We start from the raw sequence: 12,299 nt of genomic DNA, 5'->3' as shown, positions 1-12,299 counted from the left end.
ATGCGGTTTTCGATACGCCGGCGATAGGTCCGGGTGCGTAGCATCGGGGACATGAGAGTGCTGATCGTCGAGGACGAGCCGCTGCTGGCGGAGGGGATCCGCGACGGTCTGCGCCTCGAGGCGATCGCCGCAGACATCGCGGGCGACGGCAACGCCGCGCTCGATCTGCTCACCCTCAACACCTACGACCTCGCGGTACTCGACCGCGACATTCCGGGCCCGTCCGGCGACGACGTCGCCCGGTTCATCGTCGGCTCGGGAAGTGGCATCCCGATCTTGATGCTGACCGCGGCCGACCGTCTCGACGACAAAGCCTCCGGATTTGAGCTGGGCGCCGACGACTATCTCACGAAGCCTTTCGCGCTCAGGGAGCTCGTGCTGCGGCTGCGGGCACTCGACCGGCGGCGAGCGCAGTCCCGCCCGCCGATTCGCGAGATCGCCGGCCTGCGACTCGATCCCTTCCGGCGCGAGGTGTTTCGAGACCACAAGTATGTGGCTCTGACCCGCAAGCAGTTCGCCGTGCTCGAAGTGCTCGTCGCCGCGGAGGGCGGCGTCGTGAGCGCCGAGGAGCTGCTCGAACGAGCGTGGGACGAGAACGCCGACCCGTTCACCAACGCCGTCCGCATCACAGTCTCCGCGCTGCGCAAGCGACTCGGCGAACCCTGGCTCATCTCCACGGTCCAGGGCGTCGGCTACCGCATCGGCGAAGACGCGGGCGGCGAGGGCAATGCCTAGGCAGCGGGGCCTCAGCGTCCGCTTCCGGCTGACCCTCAGCTACGCGGGGTTCCTCGTGCTCGCGGGCGGCCTGCTACTCGCCGTTGTCTGGGCGTTCCTCCTGCGCTACGTGCCGGACGGCCCGATCTATTCCGATGACGGCTTCATCCCGAACCGCACCGACCTGCTGCGCGCCTTCGCGCCGGCCGCGGCCCTCGTCCTCCTGTTTCTCCTCGTCATCGGTCTCGCAGGCGGCTGGTTTCTCGCGGGGCGCATGCTCGCGCCGCTCGGGCAGCTCGCCGATGCGGCCCGCCTGGCCAGCACCGGCTCCCTGGCCCACCGGATCCGACTCGCCGGGAAGGGGGACGAGTTCCGCGAGCTCGCCGACGCCTTCGATCACATGCTCGAGCAGCTCGAGGCGCAGGCCGCGGCGCAACAGCGGTTCGCGGCGAATGCCTCGCACGAGTTGCGCACCCCGCTTGCGATCACGCGGACGCTCCTCGACGTCGCCCAGCAGGATCCTGCCCGCGACATCGACGCCCTCATCGCCCGCCTGCAGGGGGTGAACACGCGCGCGATCGAACTCGCCGACGCGCTGCTCCTACTCAAACGCAGTGGCGACGCGGTGGGAGCCCACACAACGGAAGACCTCTCGCTCATCGCGGAGGAAGCGGCGGAGAACCTGCTCCCCCTGGCGGAGCGACGGGGCATCACGCTCGAGGTCACCGGTGGCGCAGCCCACGTGCTCGGCTCACAGACCATGCTCCTGCAGATGGTGACGAATCTCGTGCATAACGCGATCGTGCACAACCTCGACCGCGACGGCTGGGTCGTCGTGGAGACGGCGCACGAGCGGGGCGCGGCCGTGATCCGGGTCTCGAACTCGGGGCCGCTCTCCGTGCCGGCCGAGATCACGGGACTCGTCGAGCCGTTCCGGCGCGGCGCGGGGCGGGCCCGTGGTTCGGACGACCACGCGGGTGCCGGGCTGGGCCTCGCGATCGTGCACAACATCGTCTTTGCCCACCGCGGCACGCTCACGATGGAGCCCCCCGCAGCTGGCGGCATGGTCGTGTCGGTGCACCTCCCCGCGGCGTAGGGTGTGACTCGTGGAAATCTTCGAGCCCCGCGAGGTGCCGCTCGGCGGCCTGCGCGCCATGGACGTGCGGCGCACCTTGCCGCGGCGCGGGAAGTCGCTGATCGGCGCGTGGTGCTTTCTCGACCACTACGGGCCGGACGATGTTGCGCTCACGGGCGGCATGCTCGTTCCCGCCCACCCGCACATCGGGCTGCAGACGGTAAGTTGGCTGTTCGCCGGCGAGATCGAGCACCGCGACAGCGCCGGATCCCGAGCCCTCGTGCGCCCGGGCGAACTGAACCTCATGACGGCAGGCAGCGGCATCAGCCACTCCGAGCGGTCGACCCCCGCGACCGCCCTGCTGCATGGCGTGCAGCTCTGGGTCGCGCTGCCCGAGCACGCCAGACACATGAAACGCGAGTTCGAGCACCATGTCCCGCCGGTGCTGAGCGGGCCGGGCTGGGCCGGGCAGGTGTTCATGGGCGCGCTGCTCGGGGTGCGCTCCCCCGTACATACGCACACCGAGCTCGTCGGCGCCGAGCTTCGGCTCGATCCCGGCACATCGATCCGGGTACCGATCGATCCGACGTTTGAGCACGGGATCCTGCTCGATACGGGAGAACTGCACCTCACGGTCGACGGGAGCACGGTCGACGTGCCGACGGCGCACCTCGCATTCAGCGCGGTCGGCCCCAGGGAGATCACGTTGACCGCGGGAGCCCCAGGCGCCCGGCTGATCCTGATCGGCGGGGTCCCCTTCGGCGAGAAGATCGTGTTGTGGTGGAACTTTGTCGGCCGCGACCACGGCGACATCGTGGCGGCCCGCGAGGCGTGGCAGCGCGAGTTCGAGCTGGCGGGGAGCGGCGATGCGGCCGCAGCCGGCGGGCCAAGCCCGCGCTTTGGCCTGCCGCGGGACGAACCGGACCCGCCGCTGCCTGCCCCCTTCCTCCCACTCTCGCGCCTCATTCCCCGGGCATAACGACGCGCGGGCAGGTTAGCCTGGCACCATGACCGATTCCACGCTGCTGTTCGACCTCCCCACCGTCACGATTCGCCGTGCCGTCGTGTCGGAGATGGAAAACAACGTCTACCTGCTCACGGCGAAACAGACCGGCACCCAGGTGCTGATCGACGCGGCCGACGACGTGCCGGCAATCGAGGCGCTCATTGCCGACGCGGCCGCTGACGCCGACTCTGAGGTCGAGCCCGAACTTGCGATCATCGCCACCACCCACAGCCACTGGGACCACATTCGCGCGCTCGCCGAGCTGGCCGACGCCTACGATGTGCCCACCGCGGCGGGGGCCGACGATGCCCCGAGCATCGAGGACGAGACCGGGGTGTCCGCCGAGTGCCTTCTCGGACACGGCGATGTGTTGAACGTCGACGGCATCGTGCTGACGGCCGTGCACCTTCGGGGCCACACCCCCGGCTCGATCGCGTATGTCCTGGAGACCCCGGGCGAGGCCACCATTATCTTCAGCGGCGACTCCCTCTTCCCGGGCGGGGTCGGCAACACCCAGGACGACGCGGAGCGCTTCACGTCCCTCCTGAAAGACGTTGAGGACCGACTGTTCGCCGCCTACCCCGACAGCACCATCGTGTTGACCGGTCACGGCGGCTCGACCACGCTCGGCGCAGAACGCCCCGCCCTCCCCGAGTGGCGCGAGCGCGGCTGGTAAGTCCCGCACACCTGGGTGGGCCACTCAGCACCCAAATCTAGACTGGCGGCATGTACTTCATTGTCGTCAAGTTCGAAACCAAGCCCGAATTCACCGATCAGTTCATGGACCTGGTGGGTCCGTTCACCCGCGCCACCCGCGAAGAGCCCGGCAACCTCTGGTTCGACTGGTCGCGAAGCGTCGAAAACCCCGCAGAATTCGTCCTCGTCGAGGCGTTCCTCGATGACGAGGCCGCGGGCGCACACGTGAACAGCGCTCACTTCGCGGCAGGCCTCGAAGCCATGCGCCCGGCGCTGGTCGCCACCCCGAAGATCGTCTCGCGCAAGGTGGAGGGCGACTCCTGGGGCGAGATGGGCGAGCTGCAGATCGGCTAGTGGCCGGGCGGTAGCATCGGGCTATGTTCCCGAACGCTGACGGCGGCGAGCGCCCGATCCTGGTGGTGGGCGCCGGCGTCGTCGGCGCATCCGTCGCATACCATCTTGCGCGCGTGGGCCACCCAGTGATCGTGCTCGAGCAGGATCAGGCCGCAAGCGGTGTGACGCGAAGCTCGTTCGCCTGGGTCGGGGTGGCCAAGAGCACCGCCTCCGCGTACTCCGATGGGCTTCGCGCGGAAGCCGCGCGCGAGTTTGCCCGCCTCGAGCGCGAGCTCCACACGCCGTTCGGGCTGCGCCGTGGCGGCGCCATCACCTGGGAGGCATCGGAGGCCGCGACGCGGGCGTTTGTCCTGGGCCACCAGGCAGTGGGCCATCCTGTCGAGTTGATCGATCGGGCCGAGGTCCTGGCCCGCGAACCGGGGCTTCGCGATTCCCCCGCTGTGGCGGCACTCTCGGCCCGCGACGCCGGGGTCGATCCGGTCGCATTCACCCGCGCCCTGCTCGACGCGGCGCGCGCACACGGGGCAAGCGTGCGGTACGGGGTTACGGTGACCTCTCTCCTCATCGAAGGACGGAGGGTGCTCGGGACACAGACCCCGGGCGGCCCGCTCCTGGGTTCGACTGTCGTGCTCGCCGCGGGGACCGCGACTGCAGGGCTCGCCGCAACCGCAGGAAGTGCCGTCGACGTCGACACGTCGCCGAGCTGCCTCCTCCGGTTCGCGGTTCCGCGCCCACTCGTGAACGGCATCCTGTCCACCCCAGACTTCGAGGTTCGGCAGCTCGACGACGGTACCCTCATCGCGGCCGAGGACGTCCCGCCAGGATTCGACGGCGACCCGGCCGAGCTCGCAGCACCCACACACGACGCGATCCGCCGCCTGCTCGTCGGCGGCGAGCACGCCGAGCTGATCGACGCCGTCGTCGCCGGCCGGCCGGTGCCGCGGGCGGGAGCACCGCTGCTTGGGTTCGCGCCCGAGGTGTCGGGACTGTACCTCGCGGTGGCCCACCCCGCGATCATCCTGTCGGCGGTGATCGGTGCACACACCGCGCGGGACTTCGCCGTCAGCTAGCGTGGCCGCACGGGCACCCGACGGCTACTGGCCCTGCGTCGCCGCCCACTCGGCGACGCGCTTAACGCTCTCCTCCTCCGACAAATCCTCGACCCGCGACATAATCGACCAGCGCACGCCGAAGGGATCCCGGATCGAGGCGAAGCGGTCGCCCGAAACGAAGTTCGTCGCAGGCTCGCGCACCGTGGCGCCCGCCGCGACGGCCCGCTCGAGAAGCGCGTCCACATCGGAGCAGTAGAACCCCATCGAATAACAGTCCACATCCCCCTCGGGCGGCGCGACGAGGCCGTAGGCGGGGTTCGGTTCGCCAAGCTGCATTCGCCCGTTCCCGAAGTCCACGTCGGCGTGCACGACCCTGCCCTCCCACTCGGTGACGTCAATGACGCGCGCGCCCATCACCTCTTGGTAGTACCGCAGGGCCTCCCTCGCCCGCGGGATCGCCAGGAAGGGCGTCAGCGAGGTCGATCCGTGCGGAAGCCCGTCGGTCGTGTGTGCTCCGGTAACCCCGCGCAGGGGCGTAGTGTGAGTGTCCATAACTTGACGGTAGACGAGCGGTATCTCGCGTGTCTTGGCAATTCGCGACACGTTTCACGATCGCAGGGAGCAGCGTGGTGGACGAAGCAGGGCTCGGCGGAATCCTGTACCCCACCCGGCTCCCCACATTCCATCGCGTCCCCGCTCCGACCGAGCTCGTCGAGCTCGTGCGGTGGTTCTGGATCCCGCGATGGGACCTCGCCCCCGGGCGGACGTCGCGGCAGACGATTCTGCCGTTTCCGGCCTCGAATCTCGTCGTCGGGCCCGAGGGGGTGACGCTTTCCGGGCCGACGACCGGGGTCTCGCACCGGGACCTTCGTGGGAAGGGGTGGGCGGTCGGCGCCCTGCTGCGCCCGGCCGCGGCGGCGTCCCTCTCCTGGGCGCTCGAGGACATCGCCGACACCGAGGTAGTCTTCGAAGCACCAGAGCTTCACTTGGCCGTCGCGGAAGCAATGCAGGAGGACAGCGCGGCCGCCCGGGAGCGCGCGGCCGGCGCATTCGCCGCCTGGATCACGGCACTTCTGCCGCCCCCCGAACAGGCCGATGAACTGGGCAACCGGCTCGAAGATCTCATCGCGTCCGATCGATCCATCGTCCGCGTCGACCAATTGGCCGAGCGCCTGGCGATGTCGACGCGCAGCGTACAACGACTCGCGCTGCGCACCGTCGGGCTGCCGCCCCTCGCAGTGATCCGCCGCTATCGCCTGCAGGAAGCCGCGGAACGCCTCAGATCCGCGCCCGAATTCACCATCGGACAGATCGCGGTCGATCTCGGCTACAGCGACCACGCCCATCTCACGGCAGACTTTCACCGGATCCTCGGAATCACGCCGACCGCGTACCGTCGCGACCAGGCCTAGCCCGGCGACGTCGCTGGGGCCCGCACGAGTAAGGTCGTTCCATGGGCACGCGCATCGAGCATTCCGGGGACACCCGCGCTCGCCCGCCACATCTCCGCGCGACCTTTCTCGCCAGTGTGGCGTTGGGGGGCGCCGCCGGCGCCGCCACCCGGGAGGGCCTTGCGCTCGCTATCCCGCCGCTCGGCGACGTCCCCGTCGCGATCGCGCTGATCAACGTGAGCGGAGCGTTTCTCCTGGGCTGGCTCTTCGAAGCGCTCGCGCACCTCACACCTGACGACCCGACCGCGCGACGCCTGAGGCTGCTCTTGGGCACCGGCTTCTGCGGCGGCTTCACTACCTACAGTGCGCTCGCCACCGGAACAGCCCTGCTCATCGTGGACGGGCGGCCCGGCGCGGCCGCCGCCTATGCTCTGGGCACGGTCATCGTCGGGGCCTTCGCCACCTGGGCGGGCATCGCGCTCGCCGCCGGCCTGCGTGCGCGCTCGCGGCCGCGCCCCTCTCCCGACGGGACCGCCAGGTGACGCCGCTCATATTCGCGATGCTTGCGCTCGCGGGTGGCGCGGGGTCGGCGGCCAGGTTCTGCGTCGACGGCCTCATTCGCACGCACCTCCGCACACAGTTCGTCTGGGCCACGACCATCGTCAACGTGTCGGGTTCACTCGTCCTCGGCGTCCTCACCGGCATCGCGCTGACGGATTTGGTACCTCACGAGCTCGGAGTCGTGCTCGGCACCGGGTTCTTGGGCGGTTACACGACCTTCAGTACCGCAAGCTACGAGACGGTGCACCTGATTCAGCAACGTCGCTTTGGCGCCTCGCTGATGAGCGGCATCGGCATGCTGGTGTTCTCCGTGGCCGCCGCCTTGCTCGGGTTGTGGCTCGGCACACGGTTCTAGCGCAGGATCCCTGGGCCGGTCGGGGAATACTCAGCAACGCTCCGTAGCGTGGGGGTTCCCTTCACGAGAGGAGCCTCCAATGGGCATTCTGGATAACGCAAAGGAAACCGCCGAAGCCGCCGCCAAGAAGATTGGTGACGTTGTGGAAGAAGGCGTCGACAAGCTCAAGGACAAGGCTGACGAGGTGCGAGCCGAACTCGACGTAAAGAAGGCTGAGGCCGAACGGGACGCCGTCAAGGCGCGCAACGAAGCAAAAGAGAAGCTGCGCGACGATCAGTAAGTTTTCTCCGCAAGAACTGAGTGCCTGGTCCCTACGGGGGCCGGGCACTTCTCTGTGTGGCGACTGGAACCGCGCCGCCCGCCGCTAGTCTGGGTCCCGAATCTTGGCGGCAATTCCGGCCCGGTGCGGAATGACGATCCACACACCGACGAGGACCGCGGCGATGCCGCCCGCCGCGATGATCCCCGCGAGGCGTCCAAGTACGAAGTCGAAGATCAAGAGGCTGATGCCGGTGACCGTCGTCGCCACTCCCCAGAGGGTGATCCTCGCGAAGCGATCGGCATAGGCGACGATCCAGTCCTTCGCCTTCTTCCGGAACAGATACCGGTGCAGGCTCACCGGCGCCAACCCCGCGATGGTCGTGAGCACAGAAATGACGACGAGCGCGAGGTAGACCGTCAGCTGGTAGGAATCGAGGTCGGTGAAGCGCGATTGGAACACCGCTGCCAGCAGAAAGCCCGTGATGATCTGCGTGCCGGTCTGGATGACGCGCATCTCTTGCAACAGCTCATTCCAGTTGCGGTCGAGCCGCTCTTTCGGCGTCTCATCGATCGGGTGATCCCCCTCAGGCGGCACGATGGGTCCCCTCAATGTTCTCCGACGCTGCACTGCGCCGGGCAACCCTGCTGCATGTTCATGTTCGAGCCTCGCAATGGTTGCGACCGCCTCACTCAAAAGTACTTTCCAAGATACACCGAGGTCGCCGGTACAGTGGGAAGTCAATTCGTCGACTCAACGGGGAGCCCATGCAAGAGACCGCGATCGCGCTCGTCTTTGTCGCCGCGATCGCCGTGCTTGCGCCCATTCTGGCGGCGGTTGTGCGCCGCGCCCTCCTCGTCCCCCTCGTCGTCTTCGAGATCGCCCTCGGCATGGCAGTCGGCCCGAGCTGGCTCGGCTGGGTGAGCGACTCCTCCCTTCTCGAGATGCTCTCCACGCTCGGGCTCGCCATGCTGTTCTTCATGGCGGGCAACGAGATCGCGCCTTCCGCGCTCACCGGGCGTCCCGCCGCCCGCGCCTCCCTGGGGTGGCTGATATCGCTCGGCATCGCGCTCGCGGCAGGCTTCACCCTCGGGCAGGATCCTGCCGCTTCTCTCGTCATCGCGATCGCGCTCACGGGCACCGCGCTCGGCACCATCATGCCGATCCTGCGCGATGCGGGGCTGTCCAAGGGTCCGCTGGGGGCGGTGATCGTGCCGTTCGGCGCGATCGGCGAGTTCGCTCCCCTCGTGGCGATCTCCATTTTCTTGAGCGGCCGCAGTCCGCTCGCCGGCACGATCGTGTTGCTCGTCTTCGTGGCGATCGCCGGGGTCGCGGTGTGGCTCGCGGCGACCGGGCCGCGGGACTGGCTGCACCGCTTAGTGCGCTCTACCATGCACACGAGCGGCCAGTTCGCGATTCGCTTCGTCGTGCTCGTCCTCGCAGCGCTCGTCGCGGTCGCGGTGCTACTCGGTATTGATTTCCTGCTCGGCGCCTTCGTCGCGGGCATGCTCGCGAGGCTCGCTCTGCGCGGCGGAGACCCCGAGGACGAGGCAGTTGTCGAGGCCAAGCTCGAGTCGCTCGCCTTCGGGTTCTTCGTGCCCGTGTTCTTCATCATGACCGGGGTGACATTCCCCCTCGACAAGCTGCTCGCCGACCAGCGCGCGCTCATCCTGGTGCCCGTGTTTGCCCTGGTGATGCTGCTCGCGCGCGGGGTGCCGGCGTTTCTGCTCGCTGGGCGCGGGGCCTCCGTGTCCGACCGCCGCACGGCCGCCTTGTTTACCGCGACCACTCTGCCGCTCGTCATCGCGGTCACCCAGATCGGTGTCGACGAGGAGGTCCTGACGCCGAGCCTCGCGGCCGCGATGGTGGGTGGCGGCATGCTGTCGGTACTGCTGTTTCCGATGCTCGCCCTCCTCGGTCGGTCCCGCGTCGAGCCATCGGCCGATGCGGATGCGCTCGACATCGACGCGCACGAATAGCGACCCGCGGCGACTCGATTGGCCGAAGCGCCCGCCACCTCATAAACTTGCACACAGTCCAGGTCACTGACGCTCAGGGGGAGCAGCACATCATGAACACTCCGGCACCGACGACGAGCACCACTCCCACTCCGGCGGCGGTCGTCCGCGAGGACGACGGGTATTTTGGCCCGGACAGCGTGAGCTGGCGCCTGTTCGCCGATCCGTCGGCGAAGCTGGGCGGCGTCGCGGCGATCCTGATGCAGGCACTGAACCCGCAGATGATGCGCCTCTTCGACGCGGCAAGCGGGTATGCGACCGACATGGCCGGCCGCGCCGAGCGCACGGGCCGGTACATCGACACCACCATCTTTGGTGACACAGCGCACGCGGATGCCGCGGGCGAATCGGTGCGACGCATGCACGCCGCGAGCCGCTGGACCGACCCGCAGACCGGCATCGAGCACCGCGCCGACACCCAGGCGTGGCTGGAGTGGACCCACAACACCGTCACTTGGGGAGTCCTCCGCGCCGCCGACGAGTTTGGCCCGGCGCTCACCCCGGCAGAGCAGGACGCGTTCGTGCTCGAGCAGCACGTCGCCGCCCGCCTGGCCGGCGTCGACACCGAAGGGCTCTCCGCCACCCGCGCCGAACTCGATACCTATATGGACGCGCAGCGCGGCTGGATGGCCCTGACGCTCCCCGCCGCCGAACTCGCGAAGAACCTGCGCCGCCCGGGCCTCCGCGGCAACCCCCTCAAGGTGTGGACCGGCATTGTGATCCAGGACGGGATCCTGTGGCTGCTGCCCGAGTGGGGCCGCGAACTCTACGGGATCGAGGGGCGCCCCATGAACCTGCGTGCCGCAGCCGCTACCACCAAGAAGATGATCGCAACGGCACGGCGCAGCGCGGGGTACGACCAGATCATCACCGAGATCACCGATCGGGTCGACACGCACCCGTACCGCAAGGTGCGGGCCAAGAAGGCAAACGCAGCGTGAGCCCGCGCGCACCGCGTCGACCGTTCTTCCGCTCGACCGGCCTGTTCGTCCGGGAGGCGTTTCGGACCATCCGCGCGGGCGGGTGGCGGCTCGTCGCGCTGTACGCCGGGAGCCAGCTCGCCATCATCCTCGTCGCGCTTCCCGTCATCCGCTGGCTCTTCGCCGAGGCGCTGCGGGCGAGCGGCATGGTCGGGCTCGACCTCGGAGCGCTCAGCATCGGGCCTGGACTCCCGATCACGCTGCTGCTGATCGTGGTCATCACGCTGTTCGCGTTCTGGCTGATCTCGTTGCAGCTGGCGCTTCTGATCATTGCGCTCGGCAGGATCCGGGCCGGGGAGTCGCTGCACCTGCGGGTCGTCGCGGCGGACCTCGGCCATATCGCGAAGAAGCTGGTGCGGCCCTCCTCGGCGCCGCTCGTCGGACTCTTGTTCTTCCTGATGCCGCTTGCCAACTTCGGCTTCATCTCGGTGCTCACGCGCGCGATCTCGGTGCCGGCGTTCATCACGGGAGAGCTGGAGAAAACCACGGGCGGGACGATCGCGCTCATCGTGTTCTTCGCGGCGATCGCGTTCCTGAACCTGCGCTTCGCGCTCGCGTTGCCCATCTTCGCGCTGAGCGACGCGACCGGTGGCCGTGCGATGCGTGCGAGCTGGCGGCTCACCCGCGGCTTTCTCACACGGGCCTCGGTGCTTGCGGCGGGGGCACTCGCGATCCTGTTCGGCTCTGTCGGCATTGCGCTCGTGAGCGCGTTTGCCCTCGTCCCGACGGTCATCAGCGACCTGCAGACGCCCGGCGCCTCGGTCACCGTCGCGGCCTTCAGCCTGGGCGTCTCGCAGGTCATCGCCGTCGCATTGGCAGGCATCACGGTTGCGGCGCTCGCGGCCGTCCTCGTCTCCGCCCTCGCGAGCTGGGCGGACGAGCTCCCGGCCTCCATCACGCTGCGCGAGCTGGGCGGGGGCCTCGACACACAGACCGTGGCGCACCGCACCGGGTTCACCCGGAGGTCCGCGCTGATCCTAACCGGCCTGGCCGCCGCAATCGTGCTCGTGCTCGGATTCGCGAACCTGCGCGTTGTGCAGGAGCTGAGTAGCCACCCCGACACTCTGGCACTCGCGCACCGCGGCTTCAGCCAGGAGGGCGCCGAGAACACCATCGGGGGCCTGGAGGCCGCGCACCGGGCTGGCGCGGACTTCGTCGAGATCGATGTCATGGAGACGAAGGATCGTCAGTTCGTCGTGATGCACGACGCGAACCTGTCGCGGCTCGCCGGGCGCGACGAAGCCGTCGCGGACCTCACATTTGACGAGCTCACCGCCATCACAGTGACCGATCAGTACGGCCACGAGGGGCTCATTCCCTCGCTCGAGGAGTACCTGAACCGGGCCGACGAGCTCGACCAGCCGCTACTCATCGAGATCAAGCTCCACGGGGGCGAAGCGCCCGAGCTCGTGCCCCGGCTGGTCGCAGAGATCGAGGGGCTGGGATATCTCGAAGACCACATCTACCACGGCCTCGACAAGCCCACTATCGAGACCCTCAAAGCGTTCCGTCCGAACCTGACGGTCGGGTACACCATGGCCTTTGCCGGCTCAGACGCCCCCGACACGACCGCCGACTTCATCGTCGTCGAGGGCTGGTCCTCGACCACGGCGCTGCAGCGAGCGGCACTGAACAAGGGACTCGCCTACCTGGTCTGGACCGTGAACGACCCCGAAGAACAGCGCCAGCTGCTGCGCGACGACGTCGACGGAATCATCACTGACCGTCCGGATCTCGCGATCGAGTCCCGCGGGGAAATGGACCAGGATCAGGGTGTCGCCGGGGTGCTCTCGGACGCGCTCAGCAGGTTGGTGCGGCTGGGGTAGTCGGGGTAGCTG

The 12,299-nt window shown here is 68.6% G+C and carries 15 protein-coding genes; 13 read left to right on the top strand and 2 right to left on the bottom strand.

Annotated elements, in window-relative coordinates:
* Positions 1-51 precede the first annotated feature (51 nt).
* Genes KOE53_RS08610 through KOE53_RS08585 form a run of 6 tightly spaced genes read left to right on the top strand, consistent with a single transcriptional unit; the run spans position 52 to position 4,915 of the window.
* A complete protein-coding gene (locus tag KOE53_RS08610; protein WP_188058159.1) occupies positions 52-735 on the top strand; it encodes a response regulator transcription factor in 684 nt (227 codons plus the stop codon).
* The gene (locus KOE53_RS08605; protein WP_188058158.1) at positions 728-1,810 is read left to right on the top strand and encodes a sensor histidine kinase; all 1,083 of its coding nucleotides are present in this window, start codon (positions 728-730) and stop codon (positions 1,808-1,810) included. The genes KOE53_RS08610 and KOE53_RS08605 overlap by 8 nt, the downstream gene beginning before the upstream one ends.
* A 10-nt stretch (positions 1,811-1,820) precedes the next feature.
* Positions 1,821-2,768 (top strand): pirin family protein, encoded by a 948-nt coding sequence (locus tag KOE53_RS08600; protein WP_353055619.1) that lies wholly within the window; start codon positions 1,821-1,823, stop codon positions 2,766-2,768.
* A 28-nt stretch (positions 2,769-2,796) separates the two neighbouring features.
* Complete coding sequence (locus KOE53_RS08595) at positions 2,797-3,471, top strand: MBL fold metallo-hydrolase (RefSeq protein ID WP_188058157.1); 675 nt, start codon at positions 2,797-2,799, stop codon at positions 3,469-3,471.
* 50 nt (positions 3,472-3,521) lie between these two features.
* Complete coding sequence (locus KOE53_RS08590; protein WP_188046755.1) at positions 3,522-3,845, top strand: putative quinol monooxygenase; 324 nt, start codon at positions 3,522-3,524, stop codon at positions 3,843-3,845.
* A gap of 23 nt (positions 3,846-3,868) precedes the next feature.
* Positions 3,869-4,915, top strand: a complete 1,047-nt coding sequence (locus KOE53_RS08585; protein ID WP_188058156.1) for an NAD(P)/FAD-dependent oxidoreductase — start codon at positions 3,869-3,871, stop codon at positions 4,913-4,915.
* A gap of 24 nt (positions 4,916-4,939) precedes the next feature.
* Here KOE53_RS08585 and KOE53_RS08580 read toward each other — a convergent pair whose 3' ends face one another.
* Positions 4,940-5,449, bottom strand: a complete 510-nt coding sequence (locus tag KOE53_RS08580; RefSeq protein ID WP_188058155.1) for a VOC family protein — start codon at positions 5,447-5,449, stop codon at positions 4,940-4,942.
* 74 nt (positions 5,450-5,523) lie between these two features.
* Here KOE53_RS08580 and KOE53_RS08575 point away from each other — a divergent pair, with 74 nt between their 5' ends.
* From KOE53_RS08575 to KOE53_RS08560, 4 genes are all read left to right on the top strand, one after another.
* Positions 5,524-6,309, top strand: a complete 786-nt coding sequence (locus KOE53_RS08575; protein WP_353055618.1) for an AraC family transcriptional regulator — start codon at positions 5,524-5,526, stop codon at positions 6,307-6,309.
* A gap of 116 nt (positions 6,310-6,425) precedes the next feature.
* Positions 6,426-6,830, top strand: a complete 405-nt coding sequence (locus KOE53_RS08570) for a fluoride efflux transporter FluC (protein ID WP_353055617.1) — start codon at positions 6,426-6,428, stop codon at positions 6,828-6,830.
* A complete protein-coding gene (gene crcB / locus KOE53_RS08565; protein WP_188058153.1) occupies positions 6,827-7,204 on the top strand; it encodes a fluoride efflux transporter CrcB in 378 nt (125 codons plus the stop codon). The genes KOE53_RS08570 and crcB overlap by 4 nt, the downstream gene beginning before the upstream one ends.
* 79 nt (positions 7,205-7,283) lie before the next feature.
* Entirely contained in the window at positions 7,284-7,484 is a 201-nt protein-coding gene (locus tag KOE53_RS08560; RefSeq protein ID WP_188058152.1) for a hypothetical protein, read from the top strand.
* Positions 7,485-7,568: 84 nt separating this feature from the next.
* Here KOE53_RS08560 and KOE53_RS08555 read toward each other — a convergent pair whose 3' ends face one another.
* Positions 7,569-8,060, bottom strand: coding sequence for a DUF6328 family protein (locus KOE53_RS08555; protein ID WP_353055616.1), 492 nt, complete (start codon positions 8,058-8,060; stop codon positions 7,569-7,571).
* A gap of 170 nt (positions 8,061-8,230) precedes the next feature.
* Here KOE53_RS08555 and KOE53_RS08550 point away from each other — a divergent pair, with 170 nt between their 5' ends.
* From KOE53_RS08550 to KOE53_RS08540, 3 genes are all read left to right on the top strand, one after another.
* On the top strand, positions 8,231-9,442 hold the full coding sequence (locus KOE53_RS08550; RefSeq protein ID WP_188058151.1) for a cation:proton antiporter: 1,212 nt from the start codon (positions 8,231-8,233) through the stop codon (positions 9,440-9,442).
* Between the two features lie 92 nt (positions 9,443-9,534).
* Positions 9,535-10,422, top strand: coding sequence for an oxygenase MpaB family protein (locus KOE53_RS08545; protein WP_188046575.1), 888 nt, complete (start codon positions 9,535-9,537; stop codon positions 10,420-10,422).
* The gene (locus tag KOE53_RS08540; RefSeq protein WP_188058150.1) at positions 10,419-12,287 is read left to right on the top strand and encodes a glycerophosphoryl diester phosphodiesterase membrane domain-containing protein; all 1,869 of its coding nucleotides are present in this window, start codon (positions 10,419-10,421) and stop codon (positions 12,285-12,287) included. Before KOE53_RS08545 ends, KOE53_RS08540 begins: the two co-directional genes overlap by 4 nt.
* The last annotated feature ends 12 nt before the right edge of the window (positions 12,288-12,299 follow it).

Origin of the sequence: Leucobacter sp. CX87 (genome assembly GCF_018682295.1) — a bacterium.
Taxonomy (GTDB): domain Bacteria; phylum Actinomycetota; class Actinomycetes; order Actinomycetales; family Microbacteriaceae; genus Cx-87.
Note: the sequence above shows the minus strand (reverse complement) of the source record. Positions and strands in the feature narration are given on the sequence as shown.